Origin of the sequence: Ochrobactrum sp. XJ1 (assembly GCF_024701725.1) — a bacterium.
GTDB classification, from domain to species: Bacteria; Pseudomonadota; Alphaproteobacteria; order Rhizobiales; family Rhizobiaceae; genus Brucella; species Brucella anthropi.
On the sequence record NZ_VDGD01000001.1, the window covers coordinates 202,651 to 220,091 of the forward strand.

The window sequence follows — 17,441 nt, forward strand, 5'->3', positions numbered from 1 at the left end:
GTCAGTTCCCCTCGAAAACGGGCTTCTGCTTGGCTGCGAAAGCCTCAAAGGCGCGGCGGAAATCCTGCGTCGCCATGCAAATGGCCTGCGCCTGTGCTTCCGATTCCACCAGCTCTTCAATGCCCATTGCCCATTCCTGATTGAGCATGGTTTTGGTCATGCTATGCGCGAACCATGGGCCATCGGCGATGTTGCGCGCCAGCGCTTCGGCCTTGCCGATGAGGTCGCCCTGCGGATGCAGCGCGTTGAAAAAGCCCCAGCGCTCGCCTTCGTCAGCGCTCATGAAACGTCCGGTATAAAGCAGTTCCGATGCGCGGCCCTGGCCGATCAGTCGCGGGAGAATGCCGCATGCGCCCATATCGGCGCCAGCAAGGCCGACGCGGGCGAAGAGGAAGGCCGTCTTGGCTTCCGGCGTGGCGATGCGCAAATCCGATGCCATGGCCAGAATGGCGCCAGCGCCTGCGCAAATGCCGTCAACGGCGGCAATGATCTGCTGCGGACATTTGCGCATGGCCTTGACGACATCGCCTGTCATGCGCGTGAAAGCCAGAAGATCTGGCATCGTCATATGGGTCAGCGGTTGGATGATCTCGAAAACATCGCCGCCCGACGAGAAGTTTCCTCCAGCGCCGGTCAGGACGATGGTGCGCACGTCGGAGGCATAGACGAGGTTGCGAAACAGGTCGCGCAGCTCGGCATAGCTTTCAAACGTCAGCGGATTTTTCCGGTCCGGGCGGTTCAGGGTAAGCGTGGCAACGCGACCGTCTTCGCTCGTCTGCCATAGAAAATGCGTCGCCTGATAATCCTTGAAGGGCTTCAGATTGCTCGCCATCGAAACAGTGCCGTCGCTCATCCTGCCATTACCTCCCCACCGGCGATTGCAATCGCCTGTCCAGTTATCGATTGCGCGCCGGGCGATGTGAGCCACAGCACGGTTTCAGCCACTTCTTCCGGCTGTATCAGACGTCCCTGCGGGTTCGCCTTGACGAATTCCGCCAGCACATCGTCCTCCGACCGCCCGGTCTTCGCGACAATAGCGGCAATCGAGCGGGAAATGATCGGCGTATCGGTGAAGCCGGGGCAAACGGCGTTGACGGTCACGCCCTTGCGGGCGAGTTCCAGCGCCAGTGCTCTGGTCAACCCGACGACCCCGTGCTTTGCGGCGCAATAGGCCGAGACATAAGCATAGCCGCTCAGGCCCGCCGTGGAGGCGATATTGATGATGCGCCCGCCTTTGCCGCCCGCCTTGATATCGTCAAGGGTGGCCTGCGTTACATTGAAAACGCCGGTCAGATCGACGTCGAGTACACGGCTCCACATGTCGAGGCTGGTTTTCTCGAAAGGTGCGCTCGGTGCTTCCCCGGCATTGTTGACAAGAATGCTGACCGGCCCGAAAGCGGCGCGCGCGCTGTCCAGCCCGGTTGCAATGGCTTCGCGGTTGGTCACATCGAAACCATCGGCAATGAAGCATCGCTGCCAGTCCAGAAGGGCGGCGGTTGCTTCCAGCGGTTCGCGGCGGCGACCCGCCAGGGTCACATTGGCCCCGGCGCGCGCAAGACCGACGGCGATGGCGGCGCCGATGCCGCTACCGGCGCCGGTGACCAGCGCATGCTTGCCGGAAAGGGCAAGACCAACAGCGGCATCGTTCATCGCAATCTCCCGTTACTTCGCGCCTTGCGGCGCTGTGGCGGCGCGGGCGAGATTGGCTTCATACTGATACTTGCTGGAGCGATATTGCTTCGGCCACGCGATGGAGTTGATACCGATCTTTGCCGCCTCATGCAGCGCCCATGCCGGATCGGCAAGATGCGGGCGTGCCACAGCACAGAGATCGGCGCGTCCAGCGGCGATGATCGAATTCGCATGATCGGCTTCCGAAATCGCACCGACGGCGATCGTCGGAATATGGATTTCGTTGCGGATCTTGTCGGAGAACGGGGTCTGGAACAGACGGCCATAGACCGGCTTTTCTTCCTTCCAGACCTGACCCGACGAACAGTCGATCAGATCGGCGCCTGCGGCCTTGAACATATCCGCGAAGATGGCTGCATCTTCCGGCGTGTTGCCGCCTTCAAACCAGTCGTGGCAGGAAAGACGAACCGAGATCGGCTTGTCCTGCGGCCAGACTTCGCGGACTGCGTGGAAGACTTCCAGCGGATAACGTGCGCGGTTTTCATAACTGCCGCCATATTCGTCCTCGCGCCGGTTGGTGAGCGGCGACAGGAAGCTCGACAGAAGATAGCCATGGGCACAGTGCAGTTCGAGCCAATCGACGCCAGCTTCCGCAGCGCGTTTGGTGGCGGCGACGAAATCCGCTTTCACCCGATCCATGTCGGCGCGGTCCATCGCCTTCGGCGTCTGGCTGTGCTTGAGGTAGGGGAGGGCGGAGGCGGACAGCAGCGGCCACGCGCCGTCGTCCAATGGCTGATCAATGCCTTCCCATGCAAGCTTGGTCGCGCCTTTACGTCCGGCATGGCCGATCTGCATGGCAACCTTGGCATTGCTGTTGCCGTGCACGAAATCGACAACGCGCTTCCAGCCTTCGGCCTGTGCATCGTTCCAGATACCGAGACAGCCGGGCGTAATCCGCGCATCAGGCGACACGCAGGTCATTTCGGCAAAGACCAGTCCCGCGCCGCCCATGGCGCGGCTGCCCAGATGCACCATATGGAAATCATCGATCAGGCCATCGGTCGCGGAATACATCGCCATCGGCGACACGACGATGCGGTTTGGCAGCGTCACGCCGCGCAGCGTATAGGGCGTGAACATTGGCGGCAGGCAACGCTCGTCTTCCGTCACGTTCAGCCCCTGCTTGCGGGCAAACCAGCGCTCATAGCCTTCCAGCCAGTTCTTGTCGCGCAGGCGCAGATTTTCGTGGCTGATGCGCTGCGAGCGCGTGAGCATGGAATACATGAACTGTTCCGGCTCCAGCGTGTCGGCATAACGCTGGCCTACGACCTCGAACCATTCCATGGCATTGCGTGCAGCGTTTTGAATGCGTGCGACATCGACCCGGCGGATCTCCTCATAGGCGTGCAGCACTTCAGGAATGCCTTCCTTGCCGTGACCGAGCTTCTGGAACTGGTTGGCCAGTTCAATCGCGTCGTCGATGGCGAGTTTTGTGCCCGATCCGATGGCGAAATGCGCGGTATGGGCTGCGTCACCCATCAGCACCACATGGGAGTTGCCGTTGAAGTGGCTCCACTTTCCGCAAATCAGACGGTTGAAGTTCAACCAGGCCGAGCCGCGCATATGGCGCGCATTGGTCATCAGCGGCACGCCTTCCAGCGTTTCCGCAAACAGCTTTTCGCAGAAATCGATGGATGCTGTCTGGTCCATCTGGTCCAGGCCATGCGCCAGATAGGCTTCCTCGGTGGTTTCGATGATGAAGGTCGAGGTTTTGTCGTCGAACTTGTAGATATGCGCCTGGAACCAGCCGTGATCGGTCTTGCGGAAGTCGAAGGTAAAGGCGTCGAACAGTTTTTCCGTGCCGAGCCAGATATAGCGATTGGGCCGCACGATCAGATCAGGCTCGAACACATCCTCATAGCGATTGCGAATGCGGGAGTTCAGACCGTCCGAAGCGATGATGAGATCGGCGTCCGGGAAATCGAGATCGCTTTCCACGTCGGTTTCAAATTGCAGCTTCACGCCCAGCGCTTCGCAGCGCAGCTGAAGAATGTTGAGCAGGCGCTTGCGCCCGATGCCGACAAAGCCGTGACCGCTGGTGCGCTGGCGCGTGCCCTTGAACAGCACCTCGATATCGTCCCAGTGATTGAAGGCGTCCTGAATTTCGGCCGCACTTTCCGGGTCCCAGACCTTCATGGATTCCATGGTCGCGTCGGAAAACACCACGCCCCAGCCGAACGTGTCATAGGGGCGGTTCCGCTCCACGACCGTAATGTCATGTTCCGGATGAAGTTTTTTCATCAGAAGGCCGAAATAAAGGCCGGCCGGACCTCCTCCAATACACACGATACGCATGTTGAGTTCCCTTTCCGATATGCTGCCGAACGGCGCCGGTTAATTATTTTAAGTTTAAAATATAATTGGCGACTTCGACGCGTCAAGTGAAAAAATCGCCATCTTTTTCATATCGCCTACGACACAGGGGAAATGGCTGTGAACTAAAATATGCAAATGCAATAATTATAATCACACCAAAAACCGCTATTGACACAGTTTAGAATTGGAAAATATGCTGATGCAAATGAATTGATATTCCGGCAAACGGAAAAGGGGAACTATCATGGCGGAGCGGTCATTCGCCCGCGAGGTCGAGGATCTGAAACTCGGCTCAGGCGAAATTTTCAGTGGTGAAGGCATTCTCGCCATCACCAAGGCGCTGTTGCAGTCGGGCGTGTCCTATGTCGGCGGCTATCAGGGATCGCCGATTTCGCATCTGATGGATGTTCTCGCGGATGCGAAGGACGTTATGGAAGACTTGGGCGTCCATTTCGAATCGTCCGCATCGGAAGCCGCAGCCGCAGCCATGCTTTCCGCCTCCGTGATGTATCCGGTGCGCGGTGCGGTGACGTGGAAATCGACGGCTGGCACCAATGTCGCCTCCGACGCCCTGTCCAACCTTGCCTCTGGCGGTGTGACCGGCGGCGCGCTGGTCATCATCGGCGAGGATTATGGCGAAGGCTCCTCCATCATGCAGGAGCGCAGCCATGCCTATGCGATGAAATCGCAAATGTGGCTTTTGACGCCGCGGCCCAACCTGCCTTCGATTGTGGAAGCCGTTGAAAAAGGCTTTGAACTGTCGGAAGCCTCCAACACGCCGGTCATGTTGCAGGTCGGCATTCGCAGCTGCCACGTGCATGGTCAGTTTGTGGCGAAGGATAACAAGCGGCCTGCCCACACGCTGGCCGAAGCACTGGAAAATCCGAAGCGCGACGTCAACCGCATCGTCCTGCCGCCTGCATCTTTCCTGCATGAGAAGGAAAAGCTCGAAAAGCGCTGGCCCGCAGCCGTCGAGTTCGTCAAAGCCAATCGTCTCAACGAATATTTCGGCCCGAAAGAGGGCGATGTCGGCATCATCCTGCAAGGCGGGCTTTACAACAGCGCCATGCGCGCCTTGCAGCAAATGGGGCTGGCCGATGTTTACGGCGAAAGCCGGGTTCCGCTCTATGTGATGAATGTCGCCTATCCGATGATAGACGACGAGGTCATCGACTTCGTTGCCGGCAAAAAAGCCGTGGTGATGCTGGAGGAGGGCGCGCCTGAATATATCGAGCAGGCGCTGCATACGCTGCTGCGCCGCCGCGATATACAGACAAAACTGTCCGGCAAGGACGTGCTGCCGCTCGGCGGCGAATATACGACGCCCGTGCTGCTCAAAGGCCTGACGGCATTCTTCGATGCGCATGCGCCGCAATTGCTCGGCAACCGTCCGCCTCTGCCTGATCCGTCGCCGGTTCTGGCCGATGAGCGCGTCAAGGCGCTGGCCGAAGTGGTGCCGCCGCGCCCCGCAGGTTTCTGCACCGGTTGCCCGGAACGCCCGATCTTCGCCGCCATGAAGCTGGTGGAAAAGGAGCTCGGCGAGCATCACGTGTCAGCCGATATCGGCTGCCACCTCTTTTCCATTCTGCCGCCGTTCAATCTCGGCGGCACGACCATGGGGTACGGCCTTGGTCCGGCCTCGGCCTCCGCTTTCAACGTGCCTGCGGGCAAACGCTCCATTTCCGTGATGGGTGATGGCGGTTTCTGGCACAACGGTCTTGCCACTTCGGTCGGCAATGCCGTCTTCAACAAGCAGGACGGCGTCATCCTCGTGGTCGACAATTACTATTCGTCGGCGACGGGCGGTCAGGACGTGATGTCCTCCAGAGCGATCAATCCGCGCCGCAAGACCAACAATTCCATCGTCGATGCGGTCAAGGGAATTGGTGCGGGCTGGGTCCGCCAGATCGACCACACCTATGACGTTGCAAAGATGCGCGACACGCTGAAGGAAGCGCTGACGACGGAAGAAAAAGGCCCAAAGATCATCGTGGCGTCGTCGGAATGCATGCTCAACAAGCAGCGCCGCGTGAAGCCGCAATTCGCCAAGGCCGTCAAGGACGGCAAGCGGATGGTCAAGCAGCGTTTCGGTGTCGATGAGGATGTGTGTACCGGTGATCACGCCTGCATCCGTCTGTCGGGTTGTCCGTCGCTTTCGGTGAAGCACACCGACGATCCGCTGAAGGACGATCCGGTCGCGGCCATCGACAATTCCTGCGTCGGTTGCGGCAATTGCGGTGAGGTTTCGGAAGCGGCGGTTCTGTGCCCGTCCTTCTATCGCGCCGATGTCATCCACAACCCGACGGGTTGGGACAAGTTCGCGCATCGTCTGCGCTCCGGCGTCATCGGCTGGCTGCAAAAGCGCCGCCGCGCGTCGCGCATTGTCTTTGCGGATTGAGGAACAGGCCATGTCTACATTGAATGCATCGCCGTCCACCCCTCTTTCGCAGGACAAGCCGCTATCGATTGCTATTCTCGCCATGGGCGGTCAGGGCGGCGGCGTTCTGGCCGACTGGGTTGTGGCGCTGGCGGAAACCAATGGCTGGGTCGCGCAGACCACATCCGTGCCCGGCGTGGCGCAGAGAACCGGCGCGACGATCTATTATCTCGAACTGTTGCGGGCCCGCGAAGGGGCGCATCCGATCCTGTCGCTGATGCCCACGCCCGGCGACGTCGATATCGTCATCGCGGCTGAATTGATGGAAGCGGGGCGCTCGGTGCTGCGCGGCCTCGTGACGCCCGACAAGACATTGCTCATCACCTCCACCCATCGCTCCTTCGCGGTGGGCGAAAAGGAAAAGCCGGGCGACGGCACCGGTAATCCGGTGGTGGTTGAGGACGCGACGGCCTTTGCAGCGCGCAAGACCATTGCCTTTGACATGGAAGCGCTGGCGACAAAAAGCGGCAGCGTGGTATCTTCGGCTTTGTTCGGCGCGCTTGCGGCTGCCGGCGCTTTGCCTTTCGACAAGGCCGCCTTCGAAGCGACCATCAAGTCTGGCGGCAAGGGCATCGAGGCAAGCCTCAGGGCTTTTGAAGCTGCCTATCAGCGCGCGCTTGGCGGCGCGAATGACAAGCTTGCGGCAACGCCCGCAAAGCGGCTCGACCCTTTGCCTGAACGGTCCGATCATCCGGCACTTGACGGGCTTATCAAGCGCATTCGCAGCGAATTCCCGGGTGAATGTCATCCGATGTTTTTTGCGGGCATCAAGAAACTGACCGAGTTTCAGGACCCGGCCTATGCGGATGAATATCTGACCCGTTGCGCTGCCTTGCTCAAGGCGGATCGCGATAATGGCGGCACGGCGCATGGCTTTGCCTTCACCGAACAGGCGGCAAAATATGTCGCTATCGCCATGGCCTATGACGATGTGGTCCGGGTGGCCGAAATCAAGGTGCGGGGCTCGCGGTTTGAGCGGGTGCGTAAGGAAATCGGCCTCAAGAAAGACCAGATTGCCTATACGACCGAATATATGCATCCGCGCATGGAAGAAGTGTGCGGCACTTTGCCGAAAGGCATCGGCGCCTGGATCGAAAATCGACCAAAACTCTTTACCTGGCTCGACAAGCGCATCAGCAAGGGTCGCCGGGTGAATACGGGAACATTGTTCTGGTTCACCGGGCTTTATGTCGTTTCGGGGCTGCGGCGTTTTCGACGCGGCAGCCTGCGCCATCAGCGCGAGGTTGAACATCGCGAAGCCTGGCTGGCGCAGGCGCTTATCGCTTTGCCGCAGAACTATGATCTCGCAGTTGAAGTTCTAGCCTGCCGCCGTCTGGTCAAGGGCTACTCCGACACGCATTCGCGTGGCCTGTCGAAATTCGACCGCGTTCTGTCCGCCTTGCCTGTTCTGACCGAGCGGGACGACGGCGCGGCCTGGTTGCGGCGCCTGCGGCAGGCAGCCTTGCTGGACGAACAGGGTATCGCGCTTGATGGCGCGCTGAAAACAATCGCGACGCTCTGAGAGAAGCGCGCCGCTATTTCAAAGAAAAAAGGGGAAGGACTATGTCTCAAGCGCAGAGCATAGATGCGCCGGCTGTTGCCGGAAAGGAAATATCGGCAGGCAAAAGCCTGCTCGTCGTCGGCCTGTGCTGGCTTGCCATTTTTGCGGAAGGCTATGATGTCGGCGTCATCGGGGCCATTCTGCCCGCCTTGTCGGTCGATCCGGTCTGGCAACTGACGCCGATAGAGCTTGGCGCCATCGGCAGCTATACGGTGATAGGCATGCTGATCGGCGGCATTCTTGCGGGCACGCTGAGCGAGCTTCATGGGCGCAAACCGCTATTCGTCGCCTGTATCACCCTGTTTTCGCTGTGCATGATCGTCAGCGCCATGGCGCCGTCGCCTTTCATCTTCGGATTGAGCCGGTTTATTTCGGGCATCGGGCTTGGCGGGATTATTCCGGTCGCAGCCGCGCTGACGGTGGAATATTCCCCGATCAAGAAGAAGAGCTTCAACTACGGTCTCATGTATTCGGGTTATTCAATGGGATTGCTTGCCGCCGCCTTGTGCGGTCGTGGCTTTCTGGAAGCCCATGGCTGGCGCACCATTGTGCTGATCGGCGCAATCCCGCTGCTGTTTGTTCCGATCTTCCTCGCATTCCTGCCGGAAAGCGTGGAATCGCTGGTCCAGCGCGGCAAGCATGATGCAGCACGCAAGACGGCAGCGCGCATGGGCGTCGGCGTTCCGGCGGCAATTGTCCGCAAGCATGGCAAGGTTGGCTGGCGCACCGTTTTCAGCGAAATCTTCTCCCCGAAAAAGGCGTTCGAAACCGCCTGTTTCTGGATCGCACTCTTCATGGGGCTGCTCTTGGTCTATGGTCTCGCGCAATGGCTGCCGCAGATCATGCGCAAGAATGGCTATGATCTTGGCAACAGCCTGCTGTTCCTTGCTGTCTTCAGCCTCAGCTCGGCGATTGGCGGTATTGTATTGGGCACATGGGCGGATCGCTTTGGCGTGCGCCGCACGGTTGCCTGCTCCTATGCGCTGGGCGCGCTTGGCATTGTGGCGCTCGCCTTCAAGGGCTCGCTGATGATGAACTATGTGTTTGTCGCGATTGCCGGTTTTGGCACCGTGTCCGCGTCGCTGGTTCTCACGGGCTTTCTTGCCCAGCGGCTCGATTCCTCGATCCGTTCTGCCGGAACCGGCTGGGCGCTGAGCTTCTCGCGCATTGGCGCGCTGTCGGGTCCGCTTCTGGGCGGATTGATCGCAAGCCTCAATGTCGGCCCGCAGTGGAACTTCTATATCTTTGCCATCGTCGCCGCTTTGGCCGCTGTGGCAACCGCGCTGATTCCGTCACGCTCGACGGACTAAGCCACGAAAAGGCCGATCCGCACTTGAGAGCGGATCGGCCTATTATTCAGCATACTATCAAAGTTCGTTCTTACGGATATTGCGCAGCATTTTCTGCAAGGTGCCGACAAAGGCGCGATGCTCGTCTTCATCAATGCCTTCAAACAATTGCAACAGCAGATCATACATGACCGGCCATGCTTCGTTAAAAATGTTGCGGCCTTCTTCGGTCATCGAAATATCGCGAATGCGCATGTCTTCTGCACGCGCCTGACGGCGGATGTAACCCTGCTCTTCAAGGGAATCGAGCGTGCGGCTCATCGTCGATTGTTCGGTCACGGTAAAGACCGCAAGCTCGTTGATCGTGGCCGAAGGCGTGACACTCAAGACGGCCAGCGTTCGCAATTTGACTGTCGTGATCTGGCGGCCTTTCAGCGCTTCCGCGAGATTCGCATTATAGCGCGCCATCAGGCGGTTCATCAGGTAGGGCGCAAAACTGTTCAAGCCGATCTCGCCCAGCGAACGCGCGGGGTTCTCCTCCTGATGTTCGGAAGCCAGAACCGTACCTGAGAAGCGTTCCTCCATGAATTCCCTCACTTTAGATCATGGTTACAATAGTCATGCGCCCGATGCAGTGAGGCATCAGGCGCAACAAGGCGCTCTCATCGGTGTTAATATCGGTTGTGGAAAGATGCCAGAGAAAAAGGCGGATGCGATCTTGCAATCGCATTCGCTGCTGTTTCTGGATCAGGGGCGGGAGGCCTCACCCGAGATGCCGTTGCCGCTGGTGGCAATGGCAACCTTGTCGTCGTTGAGGCTGAAACTCTCGCGGGTGACTACAAGAACGATAGCCAGAATGATCGCTTCCATGATCGCGAAGGTCAGGAAGGCGCTGACAAAGGACCCGCCCGAAACCTTGATGACCACGCCCATGACCCAGGGCGAAATGAACGTCGCAAGGATGGCGAAGATTTCGGCATAACCAACCGCTGCTGTTGCCAGCTCTTCTGGGTATTTTTCACTGAGAAAGGCGAAGATTGCACCGCCGCCGAAAAGTGCCATGCCGCTCAGGAGCGCCATCAGGATGAGCCAGCCGAAGCCAAGCGGTATGGCCATGCCGACCGTGAACATTGCAGCGACGAGGACGGCAAGCACGGTTCCGAACTTGATCATCCCTGTTTTGTTCAGGCGGTCGGCGGCGTAACCGCCGATGACGAGAAACACGACCTGCGACAGTCCCATCAAGGTGCCGATCAGTGCTGCGTCTTCCACCGGCATCTGATGCACGGCAATATATCCGGGAATGACCCAGGTGGCGGTTCCGGCAATGGCCATCGTGCAGGCCGAAATGCCGAGGCTGCCGACGATAATCCATTTCGAGCGGAAGATGCTGGCCAGAGACGCCGTGGAGGTTTGCTGCTTTTCCGGCTCCCAGCGGAAATCCTTATAGCCGATATGAGCCGGATTGTTGCGGGTGAAGAGCAGCACAGCCGCCGCCGTCACCAGCGTTCCGATGGCAAGAATAGCAAAGAAGGTGCGCCAGCCATAGGTGATGGAAAGCGGAATGCCAATCGCAAAGTCCAGCGTGATTGCAAGACTATAGGCCGCGAGGATCAAGCCGATCATGCTGCCGCGCCGCTTCTGCGGGAACCAGCCGATAATGAGTTTCATATTGCCGAGGAAGATCGCCGCGTCGAAGAAACCGATAAACAGGCGCAGTGCAATCAGCTGGGCATAGTTCTGTACATAGACTTGCGCCACCATGCCGACAGCGGTGCAGAACAGACCGATCAGCAGCAGCGACCGGGCATTCATGCGGCGGCTCAATTGTGACCAGACAATCATGCCGAGACCATAGGTCAGTGCGAAAATCCCCTGTGCCAGACCGGCCTGCGCGGAATCAAGCTGGAGCGTTTCCGAAATGAACGGTATCACTGCCGCAAAGGCGTACCAGTCAGCGGCGAGAAACATTTCGCATAAAAGCGCCAGCGCCAGCATGCCCCATTGCCAGCGCTTTATTCTGGATTGATCGAAGTCCGATAGGCTTTCCCATTGCATGGCTGGTTCCCCTTATTTTTACCTGCAAAGTTATGATGCTTCCTCGCGGGAGCGTGCGGTGCCAAATGCTTGAAAACGGACCTCAGACCGTGGACAGGAAATCGCGCACAAGTGTCGCCGCAGCTGGCGCCTCTTCAAACAGCAAATGTCCGGTCGCGCCGAGTTTTTCCAGCCGTGCTTCATCGATCCCGCGCTGCCATTCTTCGGCATATTGCGCGGGGATGACCCTGTCTTCCTCGCCCCAGAGGATCAGGGTCGGCATGTGAAGCCGGTGCAGCCAGTGTCCAAGCTTCGGATTGCCGCGTCCGTCAGTTGCGTGGACCAGCGCCAGCGCACCCATTTCGCGTCCCAGTGCTTCATCGAACCGGCTGTCGGGCGCAGTTGGGAAATAGCGGAGTGCAACTGACGGATCATGCGTGAGATGGGCTGGGATATCGGCAGGCGCGACCTGAAACAGATCGGGAAGAGGGATTGCCGGAAGGTCAAGTCCGGCGGGCGCTGCCAGAAACAGCGCGGCGAGCCTGTCCGGCTGCCTGATCGCGAATTCTGCGGCAATCCAGCCGCCAAGCGAAAAGCCGCCAAGGCTGAATTGATCCAGCGCGAGTGCATCGAAGAAATCCATGTAATGGAGTACATAGTCGCCAATCTGCACGATATCGGTATCATCGTCGCTTTCACCGAAATTCGGATGAAACGGGATGATGAGCCGGTTTCGCGAAGCAATGTCGGCCAGGCTGTCGAAGCCGGGAAATGTCCCGGTTCCATGCAGAAAGACCACATCCTTACCTTCACCCTTCACAAGATAGGTGAGGGTTTTGCCTCGGATTTCGACCGTGCGTTTTTCAAAACTGCTCGAGTAATTCAACATCTTTCCACCTTATGCCGCTGGCTTGGTGTGACTGGACCAATTGCTTTCTCATCTGGTCGACGGCGCTGTCGATCCGCGCTTCCAGAGCCGGAGGCAGAAGGCCGTCCGGTTCCAGTTCCGCCGAACAGGCATAGATGCCCGTTGCGACGGTTCCCGCTTCGAAAAAGCCGAAGAGCGGACGCAGATGATGCTCGACGACCAGCGCATGACGATGCCCGCCGCCCACTGCGCACAGCACGGTCGGGCGACCGCGCAGCGCGAGCGGGTGGACGAGATCGAACACGTGTTTGAAAAGACCGGGATAGCTTCCCTGATAAACAGGGCAACCGACGATCAAAGCATCGCAATGTTCAATCTCTGAAATGAGGCTTTCTGATTGCCGGTCCAGCGCCTTGCGATTGACGGTAAACAGGTTCGGCCCGGCATGCGACAGGTCCAGATGCGTGACCGACACATCGTCTTCCGCTTCCAGCCTTGCGGCAATCGCCTGGGTTAGCCGGTGAACTTTCGTCGGGCGGTCACACCCGACGAAGCTGACAATATTTCGCGCCATGGCCGGTCTCAGTTTTCGCTGATGCCGAAAACGGTCCATCGCGCATCGGGGCCGGGCAGGCCAAGTAGCCCCTTGCCGCATTCCTCGACGATCTGGTCGGCGAGCAAAATATGCTGGGTGCCGGAATGGATATCGCGATAGAAGCGCTGCATGGCCGTGTTGTGCAGCGAGGCTCCACGAGCCGCACGATGCGCGAATGTCGCCACATCCGAAACGATGTCGTGCATATAGCGCAGCGAGAGCTTCACCATCGTCATCTGGTCGAGGGACGGGACGCCGCCGGATGCGGTGGTCTGCGAGACGTCTTCCCATGTTTCCATGGCCAGCGCCCGTGCGGCCCGGTAACGGGCTTCGGCATTGGCAAACTGGAACCGCAGGCTGGCGCTGTCTGCACTTTTGCCGAATGGATCCTGTCGCTGGCGGATCACCTTGGCAAGTTCGTCGAGTATCCGGCGACCGACGCCGATGGCCCAGCTTGTATGGGTGAGGGCGCTGTAGCCCGCCAGCCCGAGATGGCCCTGTGTCTGACCGCGCTTCGGTGCGGACTGCGTGAAACTATAGGTCATTGAACCCGGCACGAAGAGGTCTTCATCGGTTGCCAGCGTGTAGTCGAAGCTGCCCGTGGCGCGCAGGCCCAGCACATCCCAGTTGCCAAGCAGCTGGATCGTCGAGCGCGGGTGATGTGCGACGATGATCTGCGGTGCGCCGGTTTCGTCTTTAAGAAGTGCCTTTCCGCTCGGGTCCTTGGGATCGAGAAGGAAGCAGCCGGAATGAATCCATTCCGCGTGGAAGATGGAGCTTCCATAAGCCCAGTTGCCGCGGATCATGTAGCCGCCATCGACCTTGCGGGCAAAGCCGCGCGGCACGCCATTGCCTGCAATAGTGATGTCGACGCCGTCCTTGAAGACATTCGCAATCCCCTCGTCGTCGAGGTAGATCGCCATGGTGGTACCTTCCATATTGTTGACCATCGTGCACCAGCCCGATGATGCGTGGGCATAGGAAAGCGCGGACATTAATCTCATGGCATCGATTGGGCGCAGTTCGGCCCCGCCGACTTCCTTGGGAAACAGCATTGTGTAGAAGCCACCCTTGCGCATGGCGTCCACGACGTCGTCATGCATCCGTCCGAGTGTCTCTGCCTCTTCCGCCTTTTCTTCAATCAAGGGTAGAATCGCTTGAAGGCGGTCATTGAAGCCCTGAAGGACTGCGGAATAGTTGTCGGCTGTGTGAGTCCGGTGCACGCTGGTATCCAAGTTAGTTCCCCTTGATTTAGTGGTTATAAGCAGGAATGATACGGATAAGAGTGGGAACGGACATTCCCCCCAGATGGGGGGCTTGGGAACTCGGGAGAGAGAATGCCCAGGCAAATATTATCGACAGACGAGCGGATATCTGCAGCGCTTTCCGTTGCGGAGAGTCGTAATTATGACGATTTTACAATAGCTTGTGATTATTTTGTCGCGAATGTTCTGCGAGTGCGTTCGCTTGGAATTTATTTGCTGGAGAATAATCGACCGCGCCTTTTTCACAGCATCAACACGCCCACCGGCTTTCTTCTTGAATACCAGAATGGGCTTGCGGATTCGGATCCGATGATTGCGGCAGTGGTGCAGAATGCCGGCGCGGTTGCGGGCTCGCGATTGCCCCAGAATGCGGCGGGGAATGTGCCGCTGATGCGAACGCTGCTCTATCGATGGAACTACAACGATAACTTGTGCTGTCCGGTTTATGTCGGCGACAACATACAGGCGCTGATCTATGCCGCCGGTTTCGAGATGCACGCAACACAGCTCGAAGAACAGGTTTCGCTGCTGTGCCGTTCGTCGGCGCTTGCCTTGCGCAACATTCAGGAAGCGCGTCCGGCGAAGACGCCCAGCGCCAATCTGACCAACCTGTCGCCGCGCCTATCGACGGTCGCCCGGTTGCTTGCAGCTGGCAATACCAACAAGCAGATTGCCCGACATCTGGAGCTTTCACCCCATACGGTGAAGGATTATGTCGACGATCTGATCAAGCGTTTCGGTGTTCGCAACAGAACCGAAGTGGCCGTCCTGATCAACCGCATGAGCGGTGGGAGGAAAGCCGAGCCGGCCGGATTTGTCCTGTCGGGACAGGAACGGCGCGGCCTTCCCATAGAGCATTTCTGAAAACGCTTTCCGCGTTACTAAGGGCAGAGGAATTTAACGGCGCGGCTTTCGGGATCGCACAGCGTGTCGATGACATTGCAATGATGCGTGCCATCGATTTCCCAAGCGCTGGTTTCTATTCCCAACCCGTACCAGATGTTTTCCAGCAGCGCATTTTGTCGCCGGAACTCCATCAGCTCATCGCCGCCGACGCAGCAATGAACGGCAATATCTGTACGCGGGCGCTGGAGTGCCGCGCTCTCCGCGACAGCTTCGGCCTCGTCCATAGAGAAAATATCGTTCATCGCGGTTTTGAGAAGCGGGCGTAAATCGTGCAGCCCGCTGATAGAAAGAACACGCTTGATCCGTTCCGCCGTTGCGACGGCAATGGGCGCATTTTCGCACGCCATGCGGCTGACCAGATGCCCTCCGGCGGAATGGCCGGTCAAGGCGATATCGCCGTCCACTTCCTGCGCCAGATGGTCGATAAAGCGGCCAATTTCCCGTGTGATACCGGAAATGCGTGCTTCGGGGCACAGCGTATAGCTTGGCATGGCAACGCGATATCCGCGCGCAAGCGCGCCTTGCGCCAGATGTGACCAGAAGCTTTTGTCCAGCCCCTTCCAATAGCCGCCATGGACATAAACAAGTGTGCCCTTGGCCGTGCCTTCCGGCAGGAAGAGGTCATAATGGTTCCGCGCGCCGTCGGCATAGGCGATGTCAGGGATCAAGCGACCCTGATCGCGCATTTTCTCGCGAAAGCCGGATGCCAGTTTCGTCCAGCGCGGCGGATAGGTGGCGGAATCGCTGATGGCCTTCATATTGTCGTAAGCGGTATCGTAGTCGTGCAGCACAGAAGTCTCCTGCGTATTTCATGCTTGAAGCCGCACGTCAGGCGCGGGCTTCGGTTGCCGCCTGCGCGCGCAGGGCGGATCGCTGCAATTTTCCGGATTCTGTTTTGGGCAGGCTTGAAACCCAGCATATGAGGCGTGGATATTTATAAGGCGCGAGTTCGCTTTTGACGTGACTTTGCAGTGCTTCCTGCAAGTTCGTGTCGCCATTATATCCTTCGTTCAGCACGACATAGGCTTTGACGATGCAGCCCCGTTCGTCATCGGGCGCCGCCACCACGCCACATTCCGCCACGGCTGGATGCGCGAGCAGGCTGGCTTCGACCTCCGGTCCGGCGATGTTGTATCCGGCAGAAACGATCATGTCGTCATTGCGGGCCTGATACCAGAAATAGCCGTCCGCATCCATGATATAGGTATCGCCGGTGATGTTCCAGCCGTTCTCGACATATTTGGTCTGGCGCGCGTCGGCCAGATATTTGCAGCCGAGCGGCCCGCGAACGGCAAGTCGTCCGGGGGTGCCGGGCGCGCATTCCTGCCCGTTGTCATCGATGACACGCGCTTCATAACCGGGGATGGGTTTACCAGTCGCTCCGGGTCTGATGTCGTCTTCCGGCGCAGAGATGAAGATATGCAGCATTTCCGTCGCGCCGATGCCGTCGGCCAGCGAAAGCCCGGTCGCACGCTTCCACGCTTCGAAAGTAGGGAGCGGCAGCGCTTCACCAGCTGAAACACATTTGCGCAGGGACGAAAGATCATACTGATCGATCTTCGAAAGCATGGCTCGGTAAGCGGTCGGCGCTGTGAAACAGACAGTTGGTTTATATTCCCCGATAGCGAGCGCGAGGTCATGCGGGGCGGTTTTTGCCGGTAGCACTGTGGAAGCGCCGATCCTGAAGGGAAACAGGACCAGTCCGCCAAGCCCGAATGTAAAGGCCAGCGGCGGTGAGCCGATGAAAATGTCATCTTCGGTCGCGTTCAATATATGATGTGCATAGCAATCACAGACGATCAGCAGGTCGCGGTGGAAATGGATCGTCGCTTTCGGCAAGCCGGTGGTGCCGGATGTGAAGCCGAGCAGGCACGGATCATCCCCGCGTGTCGCGACCGCCTCGAAATCGCTGGAGGCACCGGCCAGCAATGCCCCAAGCTCTCCGCCTGCATTGCCCTCCCAGGTCACCAGAGTTTTAATGAAATCGGTCTGTGCCACGGCATTCTGCATCTCGCCGATCAGCGCGTGATCGCAAAAGGCAATGCTGATTTCGGCCTTGTCGATGATCTGGACCAGTTCACGGGCGCGCAGGAGTGGCATGGTCGCGACCACAACGCCGCCCGCTTTGATGATCGCCATATAGAGCGCAATCTTGGTCGGGTTATTGCCCGAGCGGATCATCACGCGATTGCCTGTTTTCATGCCGAGCTTGTCGGTCAGCACATTGGCGATCTTGTTGATCATTGCGGCGAGATCGCTATAGGTCCAGCGCACGCCAGGCGCCTGCAATGCAATGCGGTCGCCTTTGCCGTTTGCAAGATGTGCATCCACCAGTTCGGTGGTGGCATTGAGCTGTTCCGGGTAGCCGAGTGCGTCGAGGTTGATGATATCCGGTAGAAATTCCGCAGCCGGGAGATTATCCAGAACGAATGTGTCCACATGAGCGCTGGGGTGCATGCTCGTCTCCTGTCAATG

The 17,441-nt window shown here is 58.7% G+C and carries 14 protein-coding genes; 4 read left to right on the forward strand and 10 right to left on the reverse strand.

Annotation, left to right across the window (positions count from 1 at the left end):
• Position 1: 1 nt before the first annotated feature.
• The 3 genes from FG152_RS01050 to FG152_RS01060 are packed head-to-tail and all read right to left on the reverse strand — an operon-like array spanning position 2 to position 3,987.
• Complete coding sequence (locus FG152_RS01050; RefSeq protein WP_010659197.1) at positions 2 to 853, reverse strand: enoyl-CoA hydratase family protein; 852 nt, start codon at positions 851 to 853, stop codon at positions 2 to 4.
• The gene (locus FG152_RS01055; protein ID WP_010659196.1) at positions 850 to 1,650 is read right to left on the reverse strand and encodes an SDR family NAD(P)-dependent oxidoreductase; all 801 of its coding nucleotides are present in this window, start codon (positions 1,648 to 1,650) and stop codon (positions 850 to 852) included. Before FG152_RS01055 ends, FG152_RS01050 begins: the two co-directional genes overlap by 4 nt.
• Positions 1,651 to 1,662: 12 nt before the next feature.
• Complete coding sequence (locus tag FG152_RS01060; protein ID WP_010659195.1) at positions 1,663 to 3,987, reverse strand: bifunctional salicylyl-CoA 5-hydroxylase/oxidoreductase; 2,325 nt, start codon at positions 3,985 to 3,987, stop codon at positions 1,663 to 1,665.
• A gap of 265 nt (positions 3,988 to 4,252) precedes the next feature.
• Here FG152_RS01060 and FG152_RS01065 point away from each other — a divergent pair, with 265 nt between their 5' ends.
• From FG152_RS01065 to FG152_RS01075, 3 genes are read left to right on the forward strand one after another with little or no spacing between them, the layout of a single operon-like run.
• Positions 4,253 to 6,406: a ferredoxin family protein gene (locus tag FG152_RS01065; RefSeq protein WP_010659194.1), complete on the forward strand. Its 2,154-nt coding sequence runs from the start codon at positions 4,253 to 4,255 to the stop codon at positions 6,404 to 6,406.
• 10 nt (positions 6,407 to 6,416) lie between these two features.
• Complete coding sequence (locus tag FG152_RS01070) at positions 6,417 to 7,967, forward strand: indolepyruvate oxidoreductase subunit beta family protein (protein ID WP_010659193.1); 1,551 nt, start codon at positions 6,417 to 6,419, stop codon at positions 7,965 to 7,967.
• Positions 7,968 to 8,008: 41 nt separating this feature from the next.
• Positions 8,009 to 9,316 carry an MFS transporter gene (locus FG152_RS01075; RefSeq protein WP_010659192.1) on the forward strand — a complete coding sequence of 436 codons (1,308 nt, stop codon included), beginning with the start codon at positions 8,009 to 8,011 and terminating at the stop codon, positions 9,314 to 9,316.
• 57 nt (positions 9,317 to 9,373) lie between these two features.
• Here FG152_RS01075 and FG152_RS01080 read toward each other — a convergent pair whose 3' ends face one another.
• The 5 genes from FG152_RS01080 to FG152_RS01100 form a co-directional block, all read right to left on the reverse strand.
• Positions 9,374 to 9,880, reverse strand: a complete 507-nt coding sequence (locus FG152_RS01080) for a MarR family winged helix-turn-helix transcriptional regulator (RefSeq protein WP_010659191.1) — start codon at positions 9,878 to 9,880, stop codon at positions 9,374 to 9,376.
• Between the two features lie 162 nt (positions 9,881 to 10,042).
• On the reverse strand, positions 10,043 to 11,353 hold the full coding sequence (locus FG152_RS01085; protein WP_010659190.1) for an MFS transporter: 1,311 nt from the start codon (positions 11,351 to 11,353) through the stop codon (positions 10,043 to 10,045).
• 82 nt (positions 11,354 to 11,435) lie between these two features.
• A complete protein-coding gene (locus FG152_RS01090; protein WP_029376007.1) occupies positions 11,436 to 12,221 on the reverse strand; it encodes an alpha/beta fold hydrolase in 786 nt (261 codons plus the stop codon).
• Positions 12,196 to 12,774 carry an NAD(P)H-dependent oxidoreductase gene (locus FG152_RS01095; protein WP_029926677.1) on the reverse strand — a complete coding sequence of 193 codons (579 nt, stop codon included), beginning with the start codon at positions 12,772 to 12,774 and terminating at the stop codon, positions 12,196 to 12,198. Before FG152_RS01095 ends, FG152_RS01090 begins: the two co-directional genes overlap by 26 nt.
• 8 nt (positions 12,775 to 12,782) lie before the next feature.
• Positions 12,783 to 14,018 (reverse strand): acyl-CoA dehydrogenase family protein, encoded by a 1,236-nt coding sequence (locus FG152_RS01100; RefSeq protein ID WP_498985058.1) that lies wholly within the window; start codon positions 14,016 to 14,018, stop codon positions 12,783 to 12,785.
• 114 nt (positions 14,019 to 14,132) lie between these two features.
• Between FG152_RS01100 and FG152_RS01105 the strand changes: the two genes are divergently transcribed.
• A complete protein-coding gene (locus tag FG152_RS01105; protein ID WP_080574585.1) occupies positions 14,133 to 14,924 on the forward strand; it encodes a response regulator transcription factor in 792 nt (263 codons plus the stop codon).
• Between the two features lie 17 nt (positions 14,925 to 14,941).
• Here FG152_RS01105 and FG152_RS01110 read toward each other — a convergent pair whose 3' ends face one another.
• Both FG152_RS01110 and FG152_RS01115 read right to left on the reverse strand, forming a co-directional pair.
• Positions 14,942 to 15,757 (reverse strand): hormone-sensitive lipase, encoded by an 816-nt coding sequence (locus FG152_RS01110; protein ID WP_010659185.1) that lies wholly within the window; start codon positions 15,755 to 15,757, stop codon positions 14,942 to 14,944.
• A gap of 37 nt (positions 15,758 to 15,794) precedes the next feature.
• Positions 15,795 to 17,423, reverse strand: a complete 1,629-nt coding sequence (locus FG152_RS01115; RefSeq protein WP_010659184.1) for a benzoate-CoA ligase family protein — start codon at positions 17,421 to 17,423, stop codon at positions 15,795 to 15,797.
• Positions 17,424 to 17,441 lie beyond the last annotated feature (18 nt).

What these genes read in the sequence shown, in the direction of transcription:
- FG152_RS01050 (WP_010659197.1), bottom strand. Translation starts at nt 853, where the DNA reads ATGAGCGACGGCACTGTTTCGATGGCGAGCAATCTGAAGCCCTTCAAG.
- FG152_RS01075 (WP_010659192.1), top strand. Translation starts at nt 8,009, where the DNA reads ATGTCTCAAGCGCAGAGCATAGATGCGCCGGCTGTTGCCGGAAAGGAA.
- FG152_RS01090 (WP_029376007.1), bottom strand. Translation starts at nt 12,221, where the DNA reads ATGTTGAATTACTCGAGCAGTTTTGAAAAACGCACGGTCGAAATCCGA.
- FG152_RS01105 (WP_080574585.1), top strand. Translation starts at nt 14,133, where the DNA reads ATGCCCAGGCAAATATTATCGACAGACGAGCGGATATCTGCAGCGCTT.
- FG152_RS01080 (WP_010659191.1), bottom strand. Translation starts at nt 9,880, where the DNA reads ATGGAGGAACGCTTCTCAGGTACGGTTCTGGCTTCCGAACATCAGGAG.
- FG152_RS01095 (WP_029926677.1), bottom strand. Translation starts at nt 12,774, where the DNA reads ATGGCGCGAAATATTGTCAGCTTCGTCGGGTGTGACCGCCCGACGAAA.
- FG152_RS01065 (WP_010659194.1), top strand. Translation starts at nt 4,253, where the DNA reads ATGGCGGAGCGGTCATTCGCCCGCGAGGTCGAGGATCTGAAACTCGGC.
- FG152_RS01055 (WP_010659196.1), bottom strand. Translation starts at nt 1,650, where the DNA reads ATGAACGATGCCGCTGTTGGTCTTGCCCTTTCCGGCAAGCATGCGCTG.
- FG152_RS01060 (WP_010659195.1), bottom strand. Translation starts at nt 3,987, where the DNA reads ATGCGTATCGTGTGTATTGGAGGAGGTCCGGCCGGCCTTTATTTCGGC.
- FG152_RS01115 (WP_010659184.1), bottom strand. Translation starts at nt 17,423, where the DNA reads ATGCACCCCAGCGCTCATGTGGACACATTCGTTCTGGATAATCTCCCG.
- FG152_RS01070 (WP_010659193.1), top strand. Translation starts at nt 6,417, where the DNA reads ATGTCTACATTGAATGCATCGCCGTCCACCCCTCTTTCGCAGGACAAG.
- FG152_RS01085 (WP_010659190.1), bottom strand. Translation starts at nt 11,353, where the DNA reads ATGCAATGGGAAAGCCTATCGGACTTCGATCAATCCAGAATAAAGCGC.